The organism is Caballeronia sp. dw_19 (assembly GCF_018449515.1).
Lineage (GTDB): Bacteria > Pseudomonadota > Gammaproteobacteria > Burkholderiales > Burkholderiaceae > Caballeronia.
Genome location: NZ_JAAVUQ010000007.1, coordinates 266,513 through 287,998, shown reverse-complemented (window position 1 = coordinate 287,998; position 21,486 = coordinate 266,513). Strand labels below are relative to the sequence as shown.

Sequence of the window (21,486 nt, the reverse complement as noted above, 5' to 3'; positions counted from 1 at the left end):
TGCCGAGCTCATTCAAGGAGAAGTCATGGTTCAGTTAAGTGCGACCCCGGGTAGTGCGGCAATACCTTCCTACGGCAACGATTCCGGCAGTGATTCAGGTAGGGATCCTGACCATCCGGCCGGATACAGCGACCGGCTCTATAACGATGACCTTGCGCCGCTCAAACACCAGACATGGAGTGCGTACAACATCTTTGCGTTCTGGATGTCCGACGTGCATAGCGTGGGTGGTTACGTGTTCGCGGGGAGCTTGTTTGCGTTGGGGCTGACGAGTTGGCAGGTGCTGGTTTCATTACTTGTTGGAATCGGCATTGTGAATTTGCTGTGCAACCTCATCGCCAAGCCGAGCCAGCAGGCGGGCGTTCCGTATCCGGTGGCATGCCGCGTGACTTTCGGCGTGCTGGGGGCGAACCTTCCCGCTGTGATTCGTGGCTTGATCGCAGTGGCATGGTATGGAATCCAGACCTTCCTGGCATCGAGTGCGCTGGTGATCGTGGTGCTGAAATTCATGCCCCAATGGATGCCTTATGCCGATGTCCACAAATACGGTTTCGCCGGGTTGTCGGCAGTGGGCTGGGCCGGGTTCATGCTGTTGTGGGTGTTGCAGGCCGTGGTGTTCTGGCGCGGGATGGAGATGATCAAGAAGTTCATCGACTTCGCGGGTCCGGCGGTCTACGTGGTGATGTTCATTTTGGCTGGTTACATGGTGTGGCGTGCGGGCTGGCGCAACATTGGCCTGAACCTGGGCGGCGTGAAGTACCACGGTCTGGAAGTCGTGCCGGTCATGATCACGGCCATATCCCTGGTGGTCTCGTACTTCTCCGGTCCGATGTTGAATTTCGGCGACTTCTCGCGTTACTGCCAGAGTTTCAAGAGCGTGAAGCGCGGCAACTTCTGGGGCTTGCCGGTCAACTTCCTGGCGTTCTCGCTGGTGACGGTTGTGACGACTGCCGCGACCTTGCCGGTCTTTGGCCAGTTGATCACGGACCCTGTAGAAACGGTAGGGCGTATCGATCAGCCGACGGCGGTGATCCTGGGCGCGCTGACTTTCACGATAGCGACCATTGGTATCAACATTGTGGCGAATTTCGTGTCACCGGCTTTTGATTTTTCGAACGTCGCGCCGCGCCTGATCAGTTGGCGGATGGGCGGGATGATGGCCGCGGTGGCATCGATCTTCATCACGCCGTGGAACCTCTTCAACAACCCTGCGGTGATCCACTACACGCTCGATGTGCTCGGCAGTTTCATCGGTCCATTGTATGGCGTGCTGATCGTGGATTTCTACCTGATGAAGCGTGGCAAGTTCAAGGTCGAGGAGTTGTACACGACCTCGGAAACGGGGCGCTACTGGTATAGCAACGGCGTGAACTGGCGCGCGGTGGGTGCGTTGCTGCCGGCGGCGGCCATCGCCGTGGCCTGCGTGATGCTGCCGTCCCTTGAAGGCGCCGGTAACTTCTCGTGGTTCATAGGCGCGGGATTAGGTGCGCTGTTCTACAGGATCATCGCGGACAAGAACTCGGTATCGAATTTCGCTTAGGAGCACAAGTGGGTCGACAGGCGGGCCATCGCATCAGGGATTCCCGGGATGCGATGGCGACTGCGAGCAACAATGCAAGCAAGGGTTTGTATAAATACTATGTAATCCGAATAAAATGGCGCTTGCAGGAAATAAAGGAAGAACCAAATGCGCATCAAGCTGATCAACCCGAACACAACGGAACGCATGACGTTGGCGATGGACCGTTGTGCCCGGGAAGTAGCGTCAACAGGAACGGAGATCATCTCCGTAAGTGCTTCAATGGGCCCGCCCTCTATCGAGGGTTACTACGACGAAGCGCTTGCATCGCTAGCCTTACTGCAGGAGATTGAGAAGGGTGAGAAAGAGGGCATGGACGGGTATGTCATAGCCTGCTTCGGCGACCCCGCGTTATATGCGGCCAGAGAATTGTCCAGAGGCCCGGTCATCGGCATAGCGGAAGCGGCAATGCATGCGGCAAGCGTCATAGCGCCGAGTTTCAGCGTGGTGACAACCTTGAAGCGCACCTGCACGATGTCCTGGCATCTGGCGGAGCGCTACGGCATGAAGCGTTTCTGCAAGAACGTCCGTGCAACCGACGTAGCGGTGCTGGACCTGGATATCCCCGGGTCCAGGGCGCGCTCGATCATCATAGAAGAGTGTCGAAAGGCCTTGGCGGAAGACGATGCGGAGTCGATCGTCCTGGGCTGCGCAGGCATGGCCGAGTTTTGCCACGAGATTGAAGATGCGATCGGCGCGCCGGTCATCGAGGGCGTAACGACCGCGGTGAAATGGGCGGAAGCGCTGATTGCGCTAAAGCTGCGAACGTCGAAACGCGGCGACTATGCACGCCCGCTAGCGAAGCAATATGACGGCGCGCTAGCCGCTTATAGCCCAGGCAAACCCCAATAAAACGCCTGGACCATACATCTCGCCTGACCCGCAATATCTGCGTATGAATATGGGCGTGACGATGCGTTTTCGCTAAACTGACCCATCGTCGCGCGGGTCTGTAAGTCTGTAACCGTGTGCGGCTCCATCGACTTCCACGCACTCATCCAGCCATGTCGAATGAATCGAAGTACCCACGCGACCTGATCGGCTACGGCCGGTACCCCGTGCAGCCGAATTGGCCCGGGGACGCACGCATTGCAGTGCAATTCGTGCTGAATTACGAGGAAGGCGGGGAAAATTGCGTACTTCATGGCGACCCGGCGTCGGAACAGTTCCTGTCGGAGATCGTGGGCGCGGCTGCGTATCCGTCTCGTCACATGAGCATGGAATCCATCTACGAATACGGCTCGCGTGCCGGCGTCTGGCGCATCCTTCGCGAGTTCGAAAAACGGGGCTTGCCGCTTACCGTGTTCGGCGTGGGCATGGCGATCGAGCGTCACCCGGATCTCGGGCGCGCGTTCGTCGAATTGGGGCATGAGATCGCGTGTCATGGGTACAGATGGATTCACTATCAGGACATGTCGCCGGAGAAGGAAGCGGAGCACATGCGGCTCGGCATGGAGGCCATTGAACGCGGGACGGGCGTGCGGCCGCTCGGCTGGTACACAGGGCGCGACAGTCCGAACACGCACCGGCTGGTCGCGGAGCATGGCGGTTTTCTGTACGACTCGGATTATTACGGCGACGACCTGCCGTTCTGGATGGACGTGGAGGTCAGCGGCGGCGCGAAGGTGCCGCAACTGATCGTGCCGTACACGCTCGACACCAACGACATGCGTTTTGCCACGCCGCAAGGTTTCAACACGGCGGAGCAGTTTTTCACCTACTTGCGCGACGCGTTCGACGTGCTCTACGAAGAAGGCAGCGACGCGCCGAAAATGTTGTCCATCGGCATGCATTGCCGGTTGCTGGGCCGCCCGGGACGCTTCCGTGCGCTGCAGCGTTTCCTGGATCACATCGAGCAATATGATCGTGTATGGGTGACACGGCGGGTCGATATTGCGCGGCACTGGCGCGAGCATCATCCGTATGAAGGCACGGCGGGAGTGACCAAGCCATGAGTATCGTGCGGATCACGTTGGACCAGCTCAATGCGCTGCCTGCCGGCGCATTTATCAGCACGCTTTCCGGTATCTTCGAACACTCGCCGTGGGTGGCGGAGGCGGCGCTGTGGAAGCGGCCGTTCACGAGCATCGACCAGCTTCACGACGTCATGACGACGATCGTCGACCAGGCGGGTAACGCACGACAACTGGCTTTGATCAACGCCCACCCCGAGCTTGCCGGCAAGGCTGCGGTGCGGGGCGAACTCACGGACGAATCCACGCGTGAGCAAAGCGGCGCCGGCCTCGATCTGTGCACGCAGGAAGAGTTCGACCGATTGCAGGTGCTTAACGCCGCGTACCGCGAGAAGTTTGGATTTCCCTTTATTTTGGCTGTGCGCGGATTTGATCGCCACGGCATTATCGCGAATTTCGAGGCGCGGTTGCATCACGGCCGCGACATCGAGCTACGCGAAAGTCTTCAGCAGATTTACCGGATAGCGCGCTTCAGGCTCGACGATTTGCTTGGTTGATGAACGTTTGAATGCTCGAACGCTTGAACGTAGCGCGTCACTTCAAAACCTTATAAGGAAACATCATGGCCGCCCCCATACTCGATGCCAACGCGCCCGAATTCACGCGCCGTTATGTGAACCTCGCGGACCCGCGGTTGGGCGCGAAGGCGCTTGAGGCCAGCGACGAATTTTTTGCACCGAAAGAGCGGATGCTCAATCCGGAGCCGGCGGTGTTTATCGTGGGTAAATACGACGATAACGGCAAGTGGATGGACGGCTGGGAAACGCGTCGCAAGCGGGTGAGCGGGTTCGACTGGTGCGTGGTGAAGTTGGCACGGCCGGGTGTGATCAAGGGTATTGATATCGATACTAGCCACTTCACGGGCAACTTTCCGCCGGCCGCGTCTATCGAAGGTGCACACGTGGTTGATGGCGCGCCGACGCAGGCGACGCAATGGACGGAAGTGGTGCCGTCCATGACGTTGCAGGGGAACACGCATCATTACGTGGACATTGCTAGTGAACAGCCGTTCACGCATCTGCGCGTGAACATTTACCCGGATGGCGGTATCGCGCGGTTGCGTGTGTATGGGCAGCCGCAGCTTGACTGGCGCAGCGCCAGCCGCACCGAGCTATTCGATCTTGCCGCGATGGAAAATGGCGCGTACGTCGTTGGTGCGAACAACCAGCATTTCGGGCCGGCGTCGACCTTGCTGATGCCGGGACGCGGCGCAAATATGGGCGATGGCTGGGAGACGCGTCGTCGACGTGAGCCGGGGAACGACTGGTGCATCGTGGCGTTGGCTCAACCGGGCGTGATCAAGAAGATCGAAGTGGATACGGCGCATTTCAAGGGCAATTATCCCGACCGGTGTTCGTTGCAGGCTGCGTATGTGAAGGGTGGAACGGACAGTTCGCTTGTCACGCAGGCGATGTTCTGGCCGGTGTTGCTGGGCGAGCAGAAGTTGCAGATGGACAAGCAGCATGTGTTCGAGTCGGAGTTGGCTGCGCTGGGTCCTGTTACGCATGTGCGGTTCAACATTTATCCGGACGGCGGAGTATCGCGGTTGCGGTTGTTCAGCACGCTTGTTTGATCTATGTAAATACGAAGCAGGCTCTGCGATGAAAAAGTTGGCAATTGAACCGTTGACCCGGGCGGCGTTTGAGCCGTTCGGCGATGTCATTGAGCTTGAGGGTGCGAAGCAGATTCCGATTAATCTCGGGACGACGATTCGTTTCCACGATCTTGCCCGGATCGATGTGGAAGACGAGGGCGGGCGGCCGCTGGTGAATCTGTTTCGCGGGCAGCCGCGGGTGTTGCCGTTCGAGGTTTCGATGCTCGAGCGGCATCCGTTGGGGAGTCAGGCGTTTTTGCCGCTTAACGATAAGGCGTATCTTGTTGTTGTTGCACCGGCTGGGGATTTGGATCCTTCCGCTATCCGGGCGTTTGTTACGCGTGGGTGGCAGGGGGTGAATTACGCCAAGGGGGTCTGGCATCATCCGTTGATCGCACTTGGCGAAGTGAGCGACTTTATTGTTGTGGATCGCGGTGGGGAAGGGGCTAACCTCAATGAGGTTCAGCTTGATGAATCGGTCTGGTTAATGGATTGAATTTTCGCTCGCGCTCGCGCTCGGGGGTGAGGTCGGGCGGGGTTGGTGTTGGCTTCTGGCTTAGTGGTCGGGGGCTGTGCTGGATTGCCAGGTTCCGGGGTTAGCGGTCTGAGTCAATATCGGGTTGCTGCTTTCGATGTTAGCGGTCTGCGAGAGTCGGATATTCTCTTTATCACTATTAGCCACTGTGCGTGGCGGCACGTCATTTCTTTGTCCAAAGCGACAAAGAAACGAAGCAAAGAAAGCGCTTTCAACCACGCTACCCTAAGTGTCCACAGCGTGCAGTTTCTATTCATAGGTGCCCCAAAAGCACGGTGCTCGCCAGAGCGGAGGATGTGTGAACCCCTCCTTCTCCGAACACCGATACCCACACGCTTCGCCACCAGTGATTGAACCTGCCCAAGGAGCACCCCGCGCTATCCGCGGACGACCACCCACCAATTTGTACGCACGACGGACCACGCCGCCAACCTACCAAGTAGTAAAGCTCCGACAATGCGTAAGGCCGTAACCGACGAAAATAACGGTGTAGGCCGCGTAGCCAATTCACCAAAGACTGAGGCAGTAGTACGCGTCGCGTCGAGCTGCGGCGGATCAAGCTGTGACCCGCGAGAAAAGCGAGCCGACCAAGCAGCCACCCCCAAAGGCGCGTGAGGCCCAACCGGTTCCTTGGCACCTTGTGCTTGCCCGAGAGCGTACGGGGCGAAGCGTGTTCGTGTCAGGATTCGCGAGAAGGAGGGTTTCACACATCCGTCGCTCTGGCGAGCACCGTACTTTTGGGGCACCCATGAATGAAAACTGCACGCTGTGGACACTTAGGGTAGCGCGGTTAAAAGCGCTTTCTTTGCTTCGTTTCTTTGTCGCTTTGGACAAAGAAATGACGTGCCGCCACGCACAGTGGCTAATAGTGATAAAGAGAAAATCCGACTCATGCAGGCCGCTAACGCCGAAAGCAGCAACCCGGCACTGACCCCGACCGCTAACCCCAGAACCTAGCAACCCGGCACTAACCCCTGACCGCTAACCCCAGAACCTAGCAACCCGGCATGGACCCTGACCGCTAACCTCAAAACGACTAACACCGCAACTTTTCATTCCCACCCAACCGCGCCAGCAGACCTAACCCTCCCGGTCCACCGGCGCGAGCAAACCCCAAGTCCTACTTCAAAGCCCCACCCTGAAACCACGCGGCAAGTTTCTGCCGCTCACCATCAGTCATCTGAGTAACATTCCCCAGCGGCATCGCCTTCAACACCACAGCCTGCTGATAAAGCCGTTGCGCATTCAACGAAATCGACTCGGGCGTATCCAGCAAAACCCCAGCCGGCGCAGCGCCCATCATCGTCGGATGAGCGGCATGACATGTCGCGCACCGCTGCGTCAAGATCGGCTCAATATCGGCCACACGAATCGACGGCGCACCGGCCACCGGCGCAACCGTCGGCACCGCCTTCGGCATGGTCCACGCAAACGCGCCAAACATCAGCAGCACGCCAATCACCGGCAAATACCACAACACCTGCCCACGATGGCGCATCACAAAGAACTGTCGAATCAGCGCGCCCGCCAACATGATGATCAGCAACACAGCCCAGTTATAGGGATGCGTATAAGTCATCGCGTAGTGATTCGACAACATCACGAACACCACCGGCAATGTGAAATACGTGTTGTGCACCGAACGCTGCTTGCCACGCTTGCCATAAATGGCATTGGGCACTTCGCCCTTCAGCATGGCGGCGACCATCTTCCGTTGACCGGGAATGATCACGAAAAATACGTTCGCCGACATGATCGTCGCCAACGTCGCGCCCGTAATCAAATACGCTGCACGCCCTGCAAACACATGGCAAGCCAACCACGCCGCGATGACCACATAGGCGCCCACGCAAATTCCGAGCAGGCCATCGCGATTACCCAGCAAGCGGCACAGCGAGTCATACACAATCCAGCCCGCCAGCAAGAAGCCCAGCGCCGATGAAACCGCCACCACGGGTCCCATATCGAGCACGTTTTTATCGATGAGATACGTGCTCGGCGAGAACAGATACAACACCATGAACAGGCCAAAACCCGACATCCACGTGGTGTACGACGGCCACTTCGACCAGTGCAGGTCATCGGGCATGTTCGGCGGTGCGACGGTGTACTTCTGCATGTTGTAAAAACCGCCGCCATGCACATGCCACAACTCGCCAAACACGCCGCGCTTGGTCGCAGCCGGGTCTTTCGGCGGCTTCAGGCTGTTGTCGAGCGCCACGAAATAAAACGACTCGCCGATCCACGCAATCGCCACCACCACATGCAGCCAGCGCAAAGCAAGATTCAGCCAGTCAACAATAAAGCCTTGCATGAAACGTCTCCACTACGAATTCTGTTGTCGAACCATCGGACGGACGCGAGGTGAAAAAGCGTCAGATAAAAATCTCAGCTACCGCGATACGTGCTGTATGCCCAAGGAGACACCAGCAGCGGCACGTGATAATGCGACGTGGCATCGGCAATACCAAAACGCAACACCACCCGGTTCACAAAGCGGGGTTCAGGCAGATCCACGCCATTTGCCGCGAAATAATCCCCGGCGTGGAATACGAGCTCGTATTCGCCAGTGACAAACGCGTCGTCCTGTAGCAACGGCGCGTCGCAACGGCCATCGGAGTTGGTGTGGGTGGTCAGGAGCGCGCGCCGGGCATCGCCGGTCAGCACGAAAAGTTCGACTTTGATACCGGCGCCGGGGCGGCCGTGCGCGGTATCGAGTACGTGGGTTGTGAGCTTGCCCATTCGCGTTGTCCTTATAGTGTGCGAGGAGCGGCTGCGCATCGAACCGTCTGAGTTCTCGTCTGTGTTCTGACAATCAGCGGCGGATCGAGGCTCCACAAGCGTGGCTACATACCCGTCGGCGTGAGAGGATGCGCGCCGTGACCAGCATTGTAAAAAGTTGCGGTGATCATAACGCCCGCGATAGGCAAGATAATCGCCAGCACATAACGGCTGCCCGCATATTGCGGTTTCGTAAAGAAACCGTCAGCGTTCCAGCCCGGTTTCAGCCCTTTCCACCGCTTCCCGGCGATGCTACGCGAGCCAAAATTCACGATCATATCGAGTCCGTGAAGACAACTATGGCAGTGTGCGCATTGTCAGGGGCTTTTTGGCTACGGACAGTAGCGTCTTGCACAGCGCCTTGCACAGAGGTTTGCTGGGCATCCCGAAGACGGCGATCGACGCTGGGTAACCGGGTAACAGGCGCGGATTCAAGCGGTGCTTTTGTGCTTTTGCGCCCTCGGTAAAACAGTGAAATAGCGGAGATCGGCATGCAACAGAAACCCCGGACATTGCTGGTGAAGAACGCGCGCGTGCTCGTGACCATGGACGAGACGCGACGCGAGATCGCCAATGGCGGTTTATTCATCGAAGGCAACCGGATCACGCAGGTAGGCGCGACCAGCGACTTGCCGCAACAAGCGGACGAGGTGCTGGACCTGTCAGGCCATCTGGTCATTCCCGGCCTGGTCAACACGCATCACCACATGTACCAGAGCCTCACGCGGGCTGTCCCGGCCGCGCAGAACGCCGAGTTGTTCGGCTGGCTCACCAGCCTGTACAAAATCTGGGCGAACCTGACGCCCGAGATGATCGAAGTATCGACGCTCACCGCCATGGCCGAGTTGCTGCTGTCGGGCTGCACGACGTCGAGCGACCATCTCTACATTTATCCGAATGGTTCGCGCCTGGACGACAGCATCGCGTCGGCGCAACAGATTGGCATGCGTTTTCACGCGGCGCGCGGCAGCATGAGCGTCGGGCAGAAGGACGGTGGTTTGCCGCCCGATTCGGTGGTCGAAAAAGAAGACGCGATCCTGAAGGATACGCAGCGCCTGATCGAAACATATAACGATGAAGGCCGTTACGCGATGCTGCGCGTGGTCGTGGCGCCTTGCTCGCCGTTCTCGGTCAGCCGCGAGTTGATGCGAGATTCGGCGCTGTTGGCGCGGGAATACGGGGTATCGATGCATACGCATCTCGCCGAGAATGTGAACGATGTCACGTACAGCCGCGAGAAGTTCGGAATGTCGCCGGCTGAGTATGCGGAGGATTTGGGCTGGGTCGGACCGGATGTCTGGCACGCGCATTGTGTGCAGCTGGACCGTGCGGGTATCGAGTTGTTTGGGCGCACGGGCACGGGTGTCGCGCATTGTCCGTGTTCGAACATGCGGCTGGCGTCGGGCATCGCACCCATCCGGGCGATGCGGGACGCAGGCGTGAGCGTTGGTATCGGCGTGGACGGATCGGCATCGAACGATGGCGCGCAGATGGTCGCGGAAGTACGGCAAGCGTTGTTATTGCAGCGCGTGGGTTTCGGTCCCGATGCCATGAGCGCACGGGAAGCGCTCGAAATCGCGACGCTCGGCGGCGCGAAGGTGCTGGGCCGGGATGATATCGGCGCGTTGGCGCCAGGCATGGCAGCCGACTTTGTTTCCTTCGATCTGAGCCAGCACGGCTTTGCGGGCGCGTTGCACGATCCTGTCGCGGCGCTGGTGTTCTGCGCGCCGTCGCAGGTATCGACGAGTGTTATCGATGGTCGCGTCGTGGTACGCCACGGTCAGTTGACGACGGTCGATCTCGGACCGATCGTCGAGCGTCACAACCGGCTGGCGGGTCAGTTGATCGCCATGGCCAATTAAGCCTTAAGGCTGAGGCACTTCGATCAGCGAACGCGTGGCATCGGCGACGAGGTGGCGGAGCCACCGCACTTCGTCGGAGTAATGGCAGCGTTCGTGCCACAGTTGGTAGTACTGCATGGGCGGGAAATCGAGTGGTGCGGGCACCACGGTCAGCGGCAAGAACTTGGCGTAGTGATCGGCGAACAGGCGCGTGGTGGTGAACACGAGATCCGACTTGATCAGCACGTACGGCGCGAGATTGAAGTAGGGCAGCGTGACGACCACATGGCGCTTGAGGCGTTCGCGTGCCAGATGAACATCGATCGCGCCGCGCTGGCCCACGGAATACGGCGTAGGCGCAAGATGCGGCGCGTTGAGATATTGATCGAGCGTGAGTGCGCCGCGGCGGGCAAACGGATGATTGGAACTGACGAGACAAACGATCTTGTCGACGAAAAGGTTCGAGAGATGCAGTTGTTCAGGCGGCTCGGGCCAGTTGCCCACCACGATATCGAGCTTGCCTTCCTCCAGCGCGAGTTCGTAGTCGAAAGCGGGGCCGAGCGAATGAAATTCGAGCGTGGCGTTGGGCGCGGCTATCCGAAAGCGCTCCACCACGGTCGGCACGAACAGCACGTTCAGATAATCCGGGCAGCCAATGCGGTAACAGCGCACGGAAGTAGACGGTTCGAAGTTGTGCTGCTGAACCTTGATGCGTTCAATTTCGCGCAGCGCGTTTTGCGTGGGCTCGAGCAGGCGCAGGCCGTATTCGGTCGGCACCATGCCCGCTTTGCCGCGCACGAGCAGCGGATCGCCGGTGATGTCGCGCAGGCGCCTGAGCGCCGCGCTGATCGCAGGTTGTGACTGATTGAGCTTGACGGCCGCGCGCGTGACGCTGCGTTCCATCAAGAGTGTGTGAAGGACGCGTAACAGGTAAGTGTCGATCGCTTCGCGTTGCTGACTCATCTTCTCTCCAATATACGGTCAGGCTGATCGACCAGGGTGCAGAACATATCGTTTTTAATATGACACATTGTTTCCGTCAAGCTGGGCATACCCGCAAGCACGTTCGTTGCAAGCTGCGCAATACCGTGCTGTTGCTAATTGCGCGCACTATTTTGAGTAATCGACGGCCCGCACCGTTTTGGGTATCTTTTACTCGCAGACTGCTTGTTTCCGTTGCTCACGTGCCGGCCATCCCGGTTTTGCGCAATTTCCGCACTTTCTGAGTCCATATGGGCGACGCCATTTCCTCATCCATTCAGCCGGGCGGTGCGCGACCATCGCGCCTCGCGCTTCACGGCATCAGCAAGCAATATCCCGCCGTCAAGGCCAACGACGACGTGACGCTCATCGTCGAACCGGGTGAAATCCACGCCGTGCTCGGCGAGAACGGCGCGGGCAAGTCCACGTTGATGAAGATCATCTACGGTGCGGTGCGCCCGGACGAAGGCGAGATTCGATGGGAGGGCGAACTGGTCGAGATCAGCAGTCCGGCGGCGGCAAGAAAGCTTGGCATCGGCATGGTGTTCCAGCATTTTTCGCTGTTCGAGACGCTGACGGTGGGCGAGAACATCGCCCTCGCTCTCGACGATAAATTCGATCTCAAGACGCTTGGCAAACGGATTCGCGAGGTATCGGCGGATTACGGGCTCGATGTCGATCCGCAGCGCCACGTGCACAGTCTCGCGGTGGGCGAACGCCAGCGTGTGGAGATCGTGCGTTGCCTGTTGCAGAACCCGCGCCTGCTGATCATGGACGAACCTACGTCCGTGCTCACGCCGCAAGCGGTTAAAAAACTCTTTACGGTGCTGAGAAGGCTGGCTTCCGAGGGATGCAGCATTCTCTATATCAGCCACAAGCTCGACGAAATCCAGGCGCTGTGCCAGACCGCGACCGTGATGCGCGGCGGGCGGGTGACAGGGAGCGTCGATCCGCGCAAGGAAACCCACGCATCGCTCGCACAACTGATGGTTGGCCATTCGCTGCCCGATTACACGCGCCGCGAACATACGCCGGGCGAGGTGAAGCTCGCGGTGAAGCACTTGTCGGTGGCGAGCGCCGATCCGTTCGGTACGTCGCTGCAGGACGTCTCGTTCTCGGTGCACGCGGGGGAAATTTTCGGCATCGCGGGGGTATCGGGGAACGGGCAGGCCGAGTTGCTGGCCGCGCTCTCAGGCGAGATCCGCGATAAACATATCGTGCCCGATGCCATCACTATCGTCGGCCAGCCCGCCGCACGTTATAGCGCCGGTGGACGACGCGCGCTCGGCTTCGCCTTCGTGCCCGAGGAACGCCTCGGGCGCGGCGCGGTGCCGGCCATGTCGCTGGCGGAAAATGCGCTGCTCACCGGACATCGCGAACATATGGTGCACGGCGGCTGGATCAGCACAAAGGCCATGCGCGCGTTCGCTGATCGCTGCATCAGCGCCTTCGATGTCCGCTGCGGCGGCAACGGCGCGCTCGCGCAAAGCCTGTCGGGCGGCAACTTGCAGAAGTTCATCGTGGGACGCGAGATCTTGCAGGAGCCGAAGGTGCTGGTCGTCGCGCAACCGACCTGGGGCGTCGATGTCGGCGCGGCGGGTTTCATCCGTCAACAACTTTTGGATCTGGCCGCACGTGGCGTGGCGATCCTCGTGATCTCGGAGGAGCTGGAAGAACTCTTCGATATCTGCGACCGCCTCGCCGTTCTCGCTCGCGGCAAGCTTTCTCCGGTTCGCGAAACCGGTCTGACTAATGCAGAAGAGATCGGCCTCTTCATGGCCGGTCTCTTCGATGGCAATCGTGCCGACCCCGTCGCCCTCGACCTCGACACCACGGCCCCGACACAATGAATTTTCCTTATCGACTTGAAGCGCGCCCGACGCCGTCCCGTGCCATGCAGCTTGCCGTACCGCTGGTCGCCGCGGTGCTGACATTGATTATTGGCTTTCTGATTTTTACGCTCGTGGGCCAGGACCCGGTGCGCGCGATGCACGGGTTTTTCATCGAACCATTGTCGAACGTGAACGGCTGGTCGGAGCTCGTGTTGAAGGCGTCACCGCTGTGCCTGATCGCGCTGGGACTGGCGGTGGGGTACCGGGCGAACGTGTGGAATATCGGCGCGGAAGGGCAGATGCTGCTGGGCGGGATCGTGGCGGGCGGCATAGCGATTCATGTCGGCGACGCCACCGGCTGGTGGATCCTGCCGCTGATGATGATTGGCGGCGTGATAGGCGGCATGGCCTGGGCCGCGATTCCCGCGTTGCTCAAGAGCCGTTTCAACACCAATGAGATTCTGACGAGCCTGATGCTCACGTACGTCGCGACGCAGTTGCTCATCTATCTGGTGAGCGGTCCGTGGCGTGACCCAGAAGGCATGAACTTCCCGATCTCGGCGATGTTCGGCGATTCGGCGCAATACCCGCGTCTTTACAGCGATTGGGGCTGGGCATGGCTGAAGGGCACGCGGATCAATGCGTCGGTGTTCCTGACGGCGATCGCGATTCCGCTGGTGTGGCTGTTCATGCGCAAGAGCTTCGCGGGGTATCGGATGAACGTGGGTGGTCTGGCGCCGCTGGCAGCCCGCTACGCCGGTTTCTCCGATAAAAAGGCCATCTGGACCTCGTTGCTCCTGAGCGGCGGTCTGGCCGGTTTGGCCGGCATGGGCGAAGTGGCCGGACCGATCGGGCAATTGCAGGCGAGCTGGTCACCGGGGTACGGCTTCACGGCAATCATCGTGGTGTTCGTCGGGCGGTTGCATCCGGTTGGCATCGTGCTCGCGAGTCTGCTGATGGCATTGCTGTATCTTGGCGGCGAAGCGGTGCAGACGTCGATGCAATTGCCGCAGGCGATCGCCGGCGTGTTCCAGGGATTGCTGCTGTTTTGCCTGCTGGGTGCGGACCTGTTCGTCAACTATCGCGTACGGCGCCGGGTTGCGGCGCATGCACATTCGTAAATAAAAAGCGGACGAGAAAACCCATGGATATCAATCAGGCCAGTTCGCTTTCCTCAAGCGCTGTCGTCGCCGCTATTCCGCTGATGTTCGCCGGTGCAGGGGAGCTTGTCGCCGAGAAGTCGGGGGTGTTGAACCTTGGCGTGGAAGGCATGATGCTGATGGGCGCGGTCACCGGCTACGCCGTTACCGCGATCACCGGGAATCCGTGGCTCGGTATTCTGGGCGCGATTGTCGCGGGCGTGCTGATGTCGCTTGTGTTCGCGTTCCTTACCATCACCATGCTCGCGAATCAGGTTGCCACGGGTTTATCGCTGACTATTTTCGGCATCGGGTTTTCGGCGTATATCGGCAAGCCTTATACGTCGGCGGCGGTGCGCGCGACCATCGACGTGCTGCCCATTCCCGGTCTTACGTCCATTCCCGTCATCGGACCCGCGTTTTTCACGCTGACGCCGCTTGGTTATCTCGCGTTCATCATGTTTGGCGTGATCGGCTGGTTTTTATATCGAACGCGCGCCGGGCTGGTATTGCGCTCGGTAGGCGAGTCGCCTTCGGTCGCGCATTCCGTGGGTTTTCCGGTAGTCGGCGTGCGTTACGGCGCGACGCTTTTCGGCGGCGGCATGGCGGGCATTGCGGGCGGTTATTACTCGATCGTCTACCTGCATTTGTGGCAGGAACAACTGACGTCGGGGCGCGGCTGGATCGCGCTGGCGCTGGTCGTGTTCGCGACGTGGCGCCCGGGGCGGCTGCTGATCGGCGCATTGCTGTTTGGTGCGGTGATGGCGCTGCAGTTCTACGCGCAGGCCATCGGCGTGCCGATCCCGACGCAATTTCTCGCCATGTTGCCGTACGTGGCGACGGTCGTCGTGCTGGTGCTCATCTCGCGCAATCCGAACACGATCAAGCTGAACGCGCCAGCATCGCTCGGCAAGCCGTTTTTTGCGGCTAGCTGATGACGGTGCGGGTGAGGGCTTGCGGCGTGTTGGTAGCCGCGGCCCGACGCGGCTACCGTGTGCGGCTCGACAGCGATCGGCGCGCGGCACCTGCGGGTGCTCGGGTCGGGTGCGCCCGCGTCGAGGACGCCTGATCGCCGTTCCGTTGTGGGACGACCAATGGGAGTTCCTCTAGCCGAAGAGAAGTCCAGCCCGCTCATCAATAGGGTGCGCATTCGTTGCAAATGGCGACGCGCCTGAAAGGCGGACTGACATTCCGATTTAGCCCTGAACCACGGCCCGATTTTGGCCAATGACACTGCAGCACGATTTTTACAAACATCATTGAACCATCGACAGGAGAAACACGATGAAGAAAAGCTGGCTGAACACCTTGGGCGCAGCCGGAGCCGTGGGCACGATGCTCGCGTTATCCGCCACGATGGTCGCCGGCCCCGCGCGGGCCGCCGATGTGCCGGGCATTGCGTTCGTCTACCTCGGGAATCCCGGCGATGCAGGCTGGACCTTTGCCCACGATGCCGGCACGAAGGAAGTGGAGGCCAAGTACGGCAGCAAGATCAAGATCACGCGAGTCGAAGACGTGCCGGAATCGGCGGATTCGGAGCGCGTGTTCCGCGATCTGGCCGCGAAGGGCAACAAGGTTATCGTGGGGACCAGCTTCGGTTACCAGGACTTCCAATTGAAGGTAGCGCGCGACTACCCGGACATTACGTTCCTGACTGCGACGGGTTACAAGAAAGCCAAAAACTTCGGTGTCTACGATGACCGCATGTACCAGGGCGCATATCTCGCCGGTGTCGCGGCGGGATACGTCACGAAGACGAACACGCTGGGGTTTGTTGCATCGGTGCCGATTCCCGAAGTGATCCGAAACATCAACGCGTACACCTTGGGCGCGCGATCGGTGAATCCGAAGGTTCACACGAAGGTGATCTGGATCAATAGCTGGTTTGACCCGGGCAAGGAAAAGCAGGCGGCGGAAACGCTGATTGGGCAGGGTGCTGACGTGTTGTTGCAGAACACTGATTCGAACGCGACGTTGGCGACGGCGGCCGAGAAGAAGGTGTACGCATTTGGTTGGGATTCGAACATGCAGAAGTTTGGTCCGAGCGCGCACTTGGGTTCGGTCGTGCAGCATTGGGAGGTGTATTACAACTCGATGGTCCAGCAGCTTCTGGACGGCAAGGTCAAGACTGATCCGGTCTGGCTGGGAATGCCGCAGAAGGCGGTGGATCTTGAGGACATGAATACGGCGGTGGTGCCCGCCAAGGCGATGCAGGCTGTCGCGGCAAAGCGTGAGCAACTGCAGAGCGGCAAGTGGGACGTGTTCATGGGTCCGATCAAGGACCAGTCGGGAGCGGTCAAGATTGCGGCTGGCCAGAACCTGACAGATCCGGAATTGCAACGTATCAACTGGTACGTTGAAGGCGTTGACGGGTCGTTGCCGAAGTAATTCGGGGGCGGTAGTAGGCGGTAGTTTGCGAAGCTGCCGGGAGGGTATGCGGCTTCGCAAAACTTACCTGTTGTTTGTCATCGTTTCCGTCATAAGAAAAGGCCGCGCTTAGGTTAAGCGCGGCCTTTGTTGTCTGCGTCGCGATTAATCTTAATCGTCGATTCGCAGTCCAACTTTAAGCGTGACTTGCCAGTGTGCGACCTTGCCGTCCTCGACTTGCCCGCGGGTGCCGATGACTTCGAACCAGTGTAGGTTTCGGAGGGTCTTTGAGGCTTTTTCGAGCGCCACACGAATTGCATCGTCGCTTGATTGGGTCGATGACCCGGTGAGCTCGATTTGTTTGTAGACGTGGTTGGTCATTGTGTTCTCCTTTGGTGTCGGGCTGATGGTACGTTGATTCGCCTGGGTAGGACTGAGCAAATCATGCGCCAAGGGGGGCCGTTCGCACTTGGGGTTTTTACGGGGATGGGGAGGGGTGGTTGGGGGCGGGGGTGGTCAGGTTCTGGGTTAGCGGTTGGAGTCAGTGCCGGGGTGGTCGGTTCTGGGGTTAGTGGTCGGGGTCAGTGCCGGGTTGGTGCTTTCAGTGTTAGTGGTCTGCGAGAGTCGGATTTTCTCTTTATCACTATTAGCCACTGTGCGTGGCGGCACGTCATTTCTTTGTCCAAAGCGACAAAGAAACGAAGCAAAGAAAACGCTTTTAAAACACGCTACCCTAAGTGTCCACAGCGTGCAGTTTTCATTCATGGGTGCCCCAAAAGCACGGTGCTCGCCAGAGCCACGGATGTTTGAACCCCTCCTTCTCGCGAATCCTGACATGAACACGCTTCGCCCCGTACGCTCTCGGGCAAGCACCATTGTCAAGGAATCCGTACGGCATCACACGTCTTTACGGTCATGTCTTGGTGGGTTGCCCACGTGGTCCGCGTGGCTATCTCGGTGGGCTATACGGCCGACGCATATTTAAAGCTTCTTTTTTGCAGATTATTTGCGTGGCCTGCGCCTTATTTTCGCCGGTCTGGGGGTGACCCGCTCCAGTGGGCAGTTAAGCAGTTGAATTTGCATAGGTGAGTTTGCTCCGTTTGACGTGGGGTGCGAGTTGTCCACGGCCGGCCAGCGGGTCACCTAATGGTCTCACGCATTTTGTGGCCTCGTTTCCAGGAGGGTTGGCTACGTGGTTCGAGACGCGTACAAATTCGGCGGGAGGTCCGCGGATAGCGCGGGGTGCTCCTTGGGCAGGTTCAATCACTGGTGGCGAAGCGTGTGGGTATCGGTGTTCGGAGAAGGAGGGGTTCACACATCCTTCGCTCTGGCGAGCACCGTGCTTTTGGGGCACCTATGAATCAAAACTGCCCGCTGTGGACACTTAGGGTAGAGCGGTTAAAGCGTTTTCTTTGCTTCGTTTCTTTGTCGCTTTGGACAAAGAAATGACGTGCCGCCACGCACAGTGGCTAATAGTGATAAAGAGAAAATCCGACTCTCGCAGACCACTAACACTGAAAGCAGCAACCCGGCATTGACCCCGACCGTTAACCTTGGAACCTAGCGCCCCGGTATAGCCCCGACCGCTAACCCCAGAACCGACCACCCCGGCATTGACCCCGACCACTAACCCAACAACCTGGCACCCCAAAACCCTCCCGCCCCCTGCTCCCAAAACCACCCCCGGTCCACCGGTGCGAACACTACCGCAGTGGCCTTGATGCAGCATCCCCCGCATCCTGCCGCCGCGCGCCGCGCCTGGACCTCGCACTCGCCGATGCGCCGAATTCGCTCAAAATCTGAGTTCGTGCCCGGCTCGCAAACACCAGAAACCCAAACCCGTTGGCTTCATACCAATAGCCACCATTTTCGAGCCCGTCGAGCGGCTGCTCCAGCGCATTCGTAATACATTCAATGCACCGACGATGCAACTCGTCCACCGCAGGATACGGCGGTTGCGCCCCACGAACGCTGCAAAGAAGCACATCAAGACCCGGCAACACATGCGCGTACAACACCGGTTCATCCTGTGCGCGGGCGCGTGCAATCTTGGTATCGAGTTGGCCGAACGGCTTGAAATGCCTAAGCACAGCGAGGAAAGACTCGTCGCCGTCGACCTTTGCGCGTCTACGCTTTTTCGGGAAGGACATAAAAATTCGCCTGAAAAAGAATTGCAAAAAACGCAGCGTCCTCATGCGGCCACTCCCGTCTGGCGGGCCGCTCGTTTGTCTGGACACGTCGATCTTTTATAGCACATCGAAGTGGTGGATTCACGGCGATTCAGTTTAGGACACCGCACGCCGGTCATGCTCGACCGGCCCAGCGGTGGCGCACGAATCATGCCGATAACCCTGCTGCGGCTCGCATGTTTCTGTCTCAATAATAGACCTACGAAACCCCGCTGCGATGAAAATTCACCAGGAAAATTCAAACCCGTGTCATGAAGGCCACCAACCCCGGGATTGCACCTAAAAACGAAAAAGCCCGCGAGGGCCGTCGCGGGCTTTTCTGAATCGCTGCTCCCTTGGAGGATCAGGTCGGACCCTCAGGTCAGACGCGTGGCGAAGCCTTCAGCGAATCGCGGATCTCGCGCAGCAACAGCACGTCTTCCGGCGTTGCCGCGGGCTCTGGTGCTGGCTCCTCGGTCCGGCGCAGCTTGTTGATGAACTTGACCATCAGGAAAATGATGAACGCCAGGATGATGAAGTTGATCAGCACGGTAATGAAGGAGCCATACCCGAACACGGCGACACCCGCCGTCTGCAAGTCCTTGTACGAGTCGGGATTGCCCTTGAAAGTAGGGGGTATGTTGCCCAGTTTGATGAACATGTTGGAAAAATCAAGCCCGCCCGTGACTAGCCCCACGACCGGCATGATCAGATCCTTGACGATCGAATTGACGATGGTCGAAAACGCGCCGCCGATAATCACACCGACCGCCAGATCCATCACGTTGCCCTTGAGGGCGAAGCTCTTGAACTCCTGAATCATGCTCATGCGTTGCTTCCTCCATTAAAGATCATAAGAATCGGCAGCAAGGGATGTGCCATTCGATGACGTCGGCATGTCCAGCCGCCGTCCCGGCTTTGCTTTTGTGTTCAGGCTCTCACCGTTTTTTTAAACGGATAACGGCAATGATAGCGAATCGGTAGCATTTGCGTCCCGGGTTTTTTTGACGTCATCGGCCGATCGGACAAGGTTTGACAATCGATTCCTCTCGTTCCCCTATCGCACTGCTACGCTTTTTCGGGAGGCGCAGCGATCACGCGCCCTTGAGCAATCGCCTGGACGAACGCGGCGTGGTCGGCCACGGTCTGCGCACCGTAGCTTTCGGCCCATCGGGCATAGGCTGCATCCAGGCGGTCCGAGTTGCCGCAATAACCGGCGATCAGCGCGGCGTCGCCGGTGCGCGCATGAGCACGCGCGAGCAGCAAGCCGAGGCACCAGGCGTAGAAATCGAAGGTCGCGCCGTGCAGCCAGTCGACCGGAATCGAGCCGCGGATGTTCTTCATCTGCCGCACGTAGAAGTCGCGGCCCGAAATAGTCGTCCAGCCGAGCAACGGGTCGGAGGAGCTTTGCAGCAGGCGCTGGCCGTGCACCACGCGCCGCCCCTGGTGGCTGAACGCTTCAGCGAGCGGCGGCACGAACGGCGCGGCGGCGGGCACAATGCCTTCCTTGACCTGCATGAATAACGGATCGGCATGAGCTCGTCCGAGCAGTAATAACAAATACGCGCGCGTCCCGACACTGCCTACGCCCACCACGCGATGCGCGACATCGACCACGTCGTAGCGTTCGAGCATCGTCCGCCATTCGCCCGCGATGGTCTGCAAGTACCCGCGCAGCCCCTCCGTAACGTGGTTTTTCTCCGCGGCATCAAGACGGGTGAGGATCGGCGGATCGTCGCGAAAACGCCAGCTTTTGCCGTTCGGCTCGGCGACGCGCGCCAGCATCGTCGCGTGACTGCGCTTGGTCGAGCGTTCAACGGCCTTGGCAATGGTCGCTTTCTCCGCAGCGTCGAGCGTGACCGGTGCTTCGATATGCAACACGCTCGCGTATGAGCGCATCTGCCACAACTCGTAGGCGGGAACCTGCGCCAGCGTCGACATGGTGGTCCGGTAAGCGGTGCAAGCGGAGCGCACGGCACGCTCGCGGCCGGCGGCGTCGACTCCGTTTTCGAGCGCCGCTACGTTGATGCTGGCGGTGAGCCGCTTCAGATCCCATTCCCACGGGGCGACCAGGGTTTCATCGAAATCGTTCAGGTCGAAGACCACGTCCTGCCGAGGCGTGCGGAACAGCCCAAAATTGTTCAGATGCGCGTCGCCATCGATCATCACGTGATGGCCGATAGACGGCGTGTGCGCGAGATCCCAGGCCATCACGCTCGCCGCGCCGCGCAGGAACGCGAACGGCGATGCAGCCATGCGTGACATGCGCAACGGGATCAGCCGCTCCTGCCGGCCGGCGTTGTTGGCGAGCACCCGCGCGACGGCGTCCGGGCGGCTGCTTTCCGGCTGCCAGGCTGCGTGCGCGTCGAAGGGGACCGAATCGCGCAGCGAGCGGCCAAGCGCACGGCTTTCCTCAGCGCTGCCAATGGACGTACCGGACAGGCTGGTTGGCGGACTCGCGGATGCAGCAGGTTGGGTAGGCAAGACAGCTTTCCTCGGGTTGATCGATAGCGTAAGGCGTGAGCGATTTCACGAACGCTCCTGGCCGGGCCGGATAGGCCGGACGCGTGGTGAAACGCATGAGCACGATGCACGCCAGCAGCGTTATCGTCCAGGCCAGGGTTCCGTCAGCACAGGGGCGGCGGGTTCTTCATCCGGCCCGCCAGTGTGAAGCCCTCGACATCAGACCAATACCG

19 protein-coding genes are annotated in these 21,486 nt (G+C 59.5%); 11 read left to right on the top strand and 8 right to left on the bottom strand.

Translation table 11 applies throughout. The features are described from left to right. The first annotated feature begins 25 nt into the window (after positions 1-25). The 6 genes from HB376_RS13150 (at position 26) to HB376_RS13125 (ending at position 5,642) form a co-directional block, all read left to right on the top strand. Positions 26-1,540, top strand: a complete 1,515-nt coding sequence (locus tag HB376_RS13150) for an NCS1 family nucleobase:cation symporter-1 (protein WP_213764082.1) — start codon at positions 26-28, stop codon at positions 1,538-1,540. Positions 1,541-1,687: 147 nt separating this feature from the next. After that, complete coding sequence (locus HB376_RS13145) at positions 1,688-2,431, top strand: aspartate/glutamate racemase family protein (protein WP_213764081.1); 744 nt, start codon at positions 1,688-1,690, stop codon at positions 2,429-2,431. 152 nt (positions 2,432-2,583) lie between these two features. Further along, positions 2,584-3,534: an allantoinase PuuE gene (gene puuE / locus HB376_RS13140; protein WP_213764080.1), complete on the top strand. Its 951-nt coding sequence runs from the start codon at positions 2,584-2,586 to the stop codon at positions 3,532-3,534. Beyond that, complete coding sequence (gene uraD, locus HB376_RS13135) at positions 3,531-4,049, top strand: 2-oxo-4-hydroxy-4-carboxy-5-ureidoimidazoline decarboxylase (RefSeq protein WP_213764079.1); 519 nt, start codon at positions 3,531-3,533, stop codon at positions 4,047-4,049. Before puuE ends, uraD begins: the two co-directional genes overlap by 4 nt. Before the next feature lie 65 nt (positions 4,050-4,114). Continuing rightward, positions 4,115-5,125 carry an allantoicase gene (gene alc / locus HB376_RS13130; RefSeq protein WP_213764078.1) on the top strand — a complete coding sequence of 337 codons (1,011 nt, stop codon included), beginning with the start codon at positions 4,115-4,117 and terminating at the stop codon, positions 5,123-5,125. A 28-nt stretch (positions 5,126-5,153) separates the two neighbouring features. Further along, positions 5,154-5,642: an ureidoglycolate lyase gene (locus HB376_RS13125; protein ID WP_213764077.1), complete on the top strand. Its 489-nt coding sequence runs from the start codon at positions 5,154-5,156 to the stop codon at positions 5,640-5,642. A 1,159-nt stretch (positions 5,643-6,801) separates the two neighbouring features. Here HB376_RS13125 and HB376_RS13120 read toward each other — a convergent pair. From HB376_RS13120 to HB376_RS13110, 3 genes are all read right to left on the bottom strand, one after another. Next, on the bottom strand, positions 6,802-7,995 hold the full coding sequence (locus HB376_RS13120) for a urate hydroxylase PuuD (RefSeq protein WP_213764076.1): 1,194 nt from the start codon (positions 7,993-7,995) through the stop codon (positions 6,802-6,804). A gap of 74 nt (positions 7,996-8,069) precedes the next feature. Next, positions 8,070-8,423: a hydroxyisourate hydrolase gene (gene uraH / locus HB376_RS13115; RefSeq protein WP_213764075.1), complete on the bottom strand. Its 354-nt coding sequence runs from the start codon at positions 8,421-8,423 to the stop codon at positions 8,070-8,072. Positions 8,424-8,527: 104 nt separating this feature from the next. Then, positions 8,528-8,740 carry a hypothetical protein gene (locus tag HB376_RS13110; protein WP_213764074.1) on the bottom strand — a complete coding sequence of 71 codons (213 nt, stop codon included), beginning with the start codon at positions 8,738-8,740 and terminating at the stop codon, positions 8,528-8,530. Positions 8,741-8,953: 213 nt separating this feature from the next. Between HB376_RS13110 and HB376_RS13105 the strand changes: the two genes are divergently transcribed. After that, positions 8,954-10,324: an 8-oxoguanine deaminase gene (locus tag HB376_RS13105; RefSeq protein ID WP_213764073.1), complete on the top strand. Its 1,371-nt coding sequence runs from the start codon at positions 8,954-8,956 to the stop codon at positions 10,322-10,324. 3 nt (positions 10,325-10,327) lie between these two features. Here HB376_RS13105 and HB376_RS13100 read toward each other — a convergent pair whose 3' ends face one another. Continuing rightward, positions 10,328-11,266, bottom strand: coding sequence for a LysR substrate-binding domain-containing protein (locus tag HB376_RS13100; protein WP_213764072.1), 939 nt, complete (start codon positions 11,264-11,266; stop codon positions 10,328-10,330). Between the two features lie 269 nt (positions 11,267-11,535). On the opposite strand from HB376_RS13100, the gene HB376_RS13095 reads away from it, so the two are divergent. From HB376_RS13095 to HB376_RS13080, 4 genes are all read left to right on the top strand, one after another. Continuing rightward, positions 11,536-13,134: an ABC transporter ATP-binding protein gene (locus HB376_RS13095; RefSeq protein WP_213764071.1), complete on the top strand. Its 1,599-nt coding sequence runs from the start codon at positions 11,536-11,538 to the stop codon at positions 13,132-13,134. Then, on the top strand, positions 13,131-14,237 hold the full coding sequence (locus tag HB376_RS13090; RefSeq protein ID WP_213764070.1) for an ABC transporter permease: 1,107 nt from the start codon (positions 13,131-13,133) through the stop codon (positions 14,235-14,237). The genes HB376_RS13095 and HB376_RS13090 overlap by 4 nt, the downstream gene beginning before the upstream one ends. Before the next feature lie 23 nt (positions 14,238-14,260). After that, positions 14,261-15,190, top strand: coding sequence for an ABC transporter permease (locus HB376_RS13085; RefSeq protein WP_213764069.1), 930 nt, complete (start codon positions 14,261-14,263; stop codon positions 15,188-15,190). A gap of 400 nt (positions 15,191-15,590) precedes the next feature. Then, positions 15,591-16,643, top strand: coding sequence for a BMP family ABC transporter substrate-binding protein (locus HB376_RS13080; protein WP_255631325.1), 1,053 nt, complete (start codon positions 15,591-15,593; stop codon positions 16,641-16,643). A gap of 150 nt (positions 16,644-16,793) precedes the next feature. Here HB376_RS13080 and HB376_RS13075 read toward each other — a convergent pair whose 3' ends face one another. The 4 genes from HB376_RS13075 to HB376_RS13060 form a co-directional block, all read right to left on the bottom strand. Further along, positions 16,794-17,003: a dodecin gene (locus tag HB376_RS13075; RefSeq protein ID WP_097262386.1), complete on the bottom strand. Its 210-nt coding sequence runs from the start codon at positions 17,001-17,003 to the stop codon at positions 16,794-16,796. Between the two features lie 1,322 nt (positions 17,004-18,325). Next, positions 18,326-18,817, bottom strand: coding sequence for a hypothetical protein (locus HB376_RS13070; protein WP_213764067.1), 492 nt, complete (start codon positions 18,815-18,817; stop codon positions 18,326-18,328). Between the two features lie 355 nt (positions 18,818-19,172). Continuing rightward, positions 19,173-19,619, bottom strand: a complete 447-nt coding sequence (gene mscL, locus HB376_RS13065) for a large conductance mechanosensitive channel protein MscL (protein WP_213764066.1) — start codon at positions 19,617-19,619, stop codon at positions 19,173-19,175. A gap of 239 nt (positions 19,620-19,858) precedes the next feature. Then, entirely contained in the window at positions 19,859-21,274 is a 1,416-nt protein-coding gene (locus tag HB376_RS13060; protein ID WP_213764065.1) for a DUF2252 domain-containing protein, read from the bottom strand. Positions 21,275-21,486: the final 212 nt, after the last annotated feature.